This window comes from Erwinia sp. V71 (genome assembly GCF_965644245.1).
Taxonomy (GTDB): domain Bacteria; phylum Pseudomonadota; class Gammaproteobacteria; order Enterobacterales; family Enterobacteriaceae; genus Erwinia.
In genome coordinates this window covers 1-3,628 of sequence record NZ_CBFFRK010000198.1, presented here as the reverse complement: position 1 = coordinate 3,628, position 3,628 = coordinate 1, and the positions used below count along the sequence as shown (strand labels likewise).

Sequence of the window (3,628 nt, the reverse complement as noted above, 5' to 3'; positions counted from 1 at the left end):
AGGATAGCTTATCGGTAGCTAACCGTCCCTCCATCCACATGACCAAGCGTTGCACTTATTATCTGAATTCGCGAACAAGGTGTTACACCAGCGGGTATCGACCACAGGCACAGCAGGCTTTAGCGGGGAGGAAAGCGGGTGGCAGAAGGATTACGCGGCAACCAGTTCATTCATAATATAAAATCTGGTTTGTGACAGTTTTATGAAATTTAGCATCTGACGGGAAAAGCATCAGACAGCCTGCGGGCAGGCTGTCTGAACGCGGGGATCAGCTGAATACGCTGATGGCATTGACCAGACGATGTGCCTGGTTTTTCATGGCTTCCGCTGCCTGCACGCTCTCTTCGGCCAGTGAGGCATTCTGGCGGGTGTTCTGATCCAGCACTTCCACTGCCTGACCGACTTCATTCAGGCCGCTGCCCTGTTCGTGGGTGGCGGTACTGATCTGATTCAGCAGATCTTTCACACTCTGCACTTTATCCACCATTTCGGTGATGGCATCGCCCGCTTCGCGTACCTGGTCTGCACCGGTGGCTACGTTCTGCGTGCTGGCCTGCATCAGCTGACGGATTTCACTGGCGGCATTACCACTGCGGTTCGCCAGATGGCGTACTTCACTGGCAACAACGGCAAAGCCTTTACCCTGTTCACCGGCGCGTGCCGCTTCCACCGCCGCATTCAGCGCCAGAATATTGGTCTGGAAGGCGATGCTGTCGATCAGGCTTAACATGGTGGCGATTTGCGTCGAACTGGCGGAGATTTTATCCATGGTGCCCACCACGCTTTGCATCACTTCACGGCTTTCCAGCGCGGCTTCACTGACGGTGATGGCGAAGCTGTTGGCTTTATCGGTGCTGTCGGTATTGTTCTCGACGGCACGCGTCATCTGCTCCATCGCGGCAGCCGTCTGTTGCACACTGGCGGCGGTCTGTTCAGTACGGATGGCGATCTTCTCGCTGTCCTGCGCCAGCACATCACTGGCCTGATGAACGTTGATCACCTGCTCACGCACATCGTTCACCAGCCAGCGGAACATCAGACCCTGCTGACTGACGGCGCGCAGCGTCATACCCACTTCATCCACGCGGTCGAAGTTATCTACCCGGTGGTCAGCACCGGTGGCGACATTCAGCGCCAGACGACAGGCTCTCTCCATCGGACGGGAAATCTGCCACTCCAGCCAGCTGCACACCAGCGCAGAGGCCAGCAATGACAGCCCACCCGCCAGCAGCAGCGGTGAGCCGCTGACGCCCGCCAGCAGTGAACCGCCGATGCTGAGTAACCAGAAAGCTGCGGCAGCGCTGCGCAGACGCCAGCGCAGTGGCAGGGTTTTCAGCGCGGTCAGTTTTTTGCGCAGGCCGGTACGCAACAGCAGGCCTTTATGCAGACGCCAGCCGGTGAGCTGGCCGTTACGCATCTGTTGATACAGCGCCTCTGCGGCAGCCACTTCCTCGCGCCCGGGCTTGATGCGTACCGACATATAGCCGGTAATTTTGTTATCACGGATCAGCGGCACCACGTTCGCGCGCACCCAGTAGTAATCCCCGTTCTTGCGTCGGTTCTTCACCAGCCCGGTCCACGGCTGTCCTTGTTTGATGGTTTTCCACAGGTCGCCAAACGCCGGTTTTGGCATATCCGGGTGGCGCACGAGGTTGTGCGGTTGTCCTTCGATCTCCTCAAGAGAGTAACCACTGACATCGACAAAGCTTTGATTGGCATAGGTAATATTGCCGTGGATGTCGGTGGTGGTCATCAGGGTGGTGTCGTCGTCGAGAATATACTCATTACTGGTCAGGGCGGGCAGAGCGTAGCGACTCATGTCGGATGTTCTCCATGATGGTGGTCTGGATATTCTACTTAATCGGGAGCTTATCGGCAGTCGCGCTGTTAACTTTACGTGAAAAAAGTAAATATGAGATCTCCGTAGCATTGCGGAAATGTGGGGCTTTTTGTGGCGATGTTGCGGCTATGAGTAAAAATATGGCCGCCTGAAGGGCGGCCAGCAAGAGTGCGATCGGCTGAGTGCTGCCGGCAGGTGAATATCAGGCGACGAAATGCAGCCACAGCCAGGAGAATGGCATCACCAGCACCAGGGCGGGCAACATATTGGCGACAGGGAAGGTCTTGATATTGCAGATGCGTAATCCGGTGGCGACCATCAGCAGGCCGCCTGCACAGGAGAAATCGGCCATCATATCGGGGGTAATCATTGGCAGGATCAATGTTGCCAGCGTTGCCAGTCCGACCTGAATAATCACCAGCGGAATGCCAATCACCATCACCGAGAAGCCGAGCATGGTGGCGAAAATCGCCGCGGTAAACAGATCCAGCACCGTTTTGATATACAGAATGGACGGATCGCCGGTCATCCCTTCGTGCATGGCGCCGAAAATGCCGGTGCCGCTGGCGCAGAACAGCACCAGAATCGCGACAAATTTTTCGGTAAATTCATCCTGGCTCAGCCCTTTTACCGGTGGCAGGAATTTATTAATCAGCGTGCGTGTCGACCCTGCCGCTTTGCCAATGCCTTTTTCCACATACAGGATTTCACCCAGTGCGGTGCCGATAATCATCGCCAGCACCACTGCCGGCATAAACTTAACTTTAATAATCAGGCTGATGCCAAGACCAACGGAACAGAGGCCGAAGATCATCGGCAGCGAATTTTTTACCCGGTCAGAGATAAAAGAGCTGGCGAGAGCCCCCAGCAGGCCGCCAATAATGACCGCAGAGCCATTAACGTATGGGCCAATTAACATAGTGCATCCTTTTTAGCGTAGGTTATTGTTGCGCCGGAAGATTGTAGTCGCCCCAGCGCGGAATGGCACGAACATCGAGTCCAAAAAGATCCAGCGCCCGTGCCACGCTGTGGGTGATAATGTCATCCACCGTTTGCGGGCGCTGATACAGCGCTGGAACGGGCGGGAACAGAATCCCGCCCATCATGGTAACCCGCTCCATATTCTGCACATGGCCGAGATGCAGCGGTGTTTCACGTACCATCAGCACCAGACGACGGCGCTCTTTCAGCACCACATCCGCGGCGCGTGTCAGCAGATTATCTGTCAGGCTGCTGGCAATACTGGCAAGCGAACGCATCGAGCAGGGCGCCACCAGCATGCCCAGCGTTTTAAACGAACCGCTGGAAATGGACGCGCCCAGGTTGCCAATATTGTGTACCACATCCGCCATCGCCATCACTTCGGTCAGCGAGTAGTCGGTTTCCAGTTCGCAGGTATTTTCCGCGCCTTTTGAAATCACCAGATGCACTTCCAGCGATTTGCCCTGCAACAGTTGCAGCGCTTTGACGCCATACTGAAAGCCCGATGCGCCGCTGATACCGACGATGATGCGTTGGGTCGCCATGTGCTATTCCTTATTCGAAGTCCGGCAGAAAACGTTTTACGTCGACAGTTTTAAAGCGTGAACGCTGGAAGTGTGCTTTCAGATGGAACGGCACGGTACAGTCGTAAAGGGTTTTGCATGACATCCCTTCCTGCGTCAGGGCCGGGTTGTAGAGCGGCGACTGCGACGGGTCGAGCGGATGGCAGCGCGCGAATTCAGATAATAAGTGCAACGCTTGGTCATGTGGATGGAGGGACGGTTAGCTACCGATAAGCTATCCTGC

Annotated in this window: 3 protein-coding genes and 1 pseudogene; all 4 read right to left on the bottom strand. The window is 55.7% G+C overall.

Annotation, left to right across the window (positions count from 1 at the left end):
- Positions 1-268: 268 nt before the first annotated feature.
- A complete protein-coding gene (locus ACSZO1_RS21850; protein WP_437616415.1) occupies positions 269-1,819 on the bottom strand; it encodes a methyl-accepting chemotaxis protein in 1,551 nt (516 codons plus the stop codon).
- Between the two features lie 223 nt (positions 1,820-2,042).
- On the bottom strand, positions 2,043-2,759 hold the full coding sequence (locus ACSZO1_RS21845; RefSeq protein WP_437616413.1) for a DUF554 domain-containing protein: 717 nt from the start codon (positions 2,757-2,759) through the stop codon (positions 2,043-2,045).
- A 22-nt stretch (positions 2,760-2,781) separates the two neighbouring features.
- Positions 2,782-3,366 (bottom strand): UbiX family flavin prenyltransferase, encoded by a 585-nt coding sequence (locus ACSZO1_RS21840; protein WP_437616411.1) that lies wholly within the window; start codon positions 3,364-3,366, stop codon positions 2,782-2,784.
- A gap of 10 nt (positions 3,367-3,376) precedes the next feature.
- Positions 3,377-3,553: pseudogene (locus ACSZO1_RS21835) on the bottom strand (UbiD family decarboxylase); the annotation flags it as partial.
- Positions 3,554-3,628 lie beyond the last annotated feature (75 nt).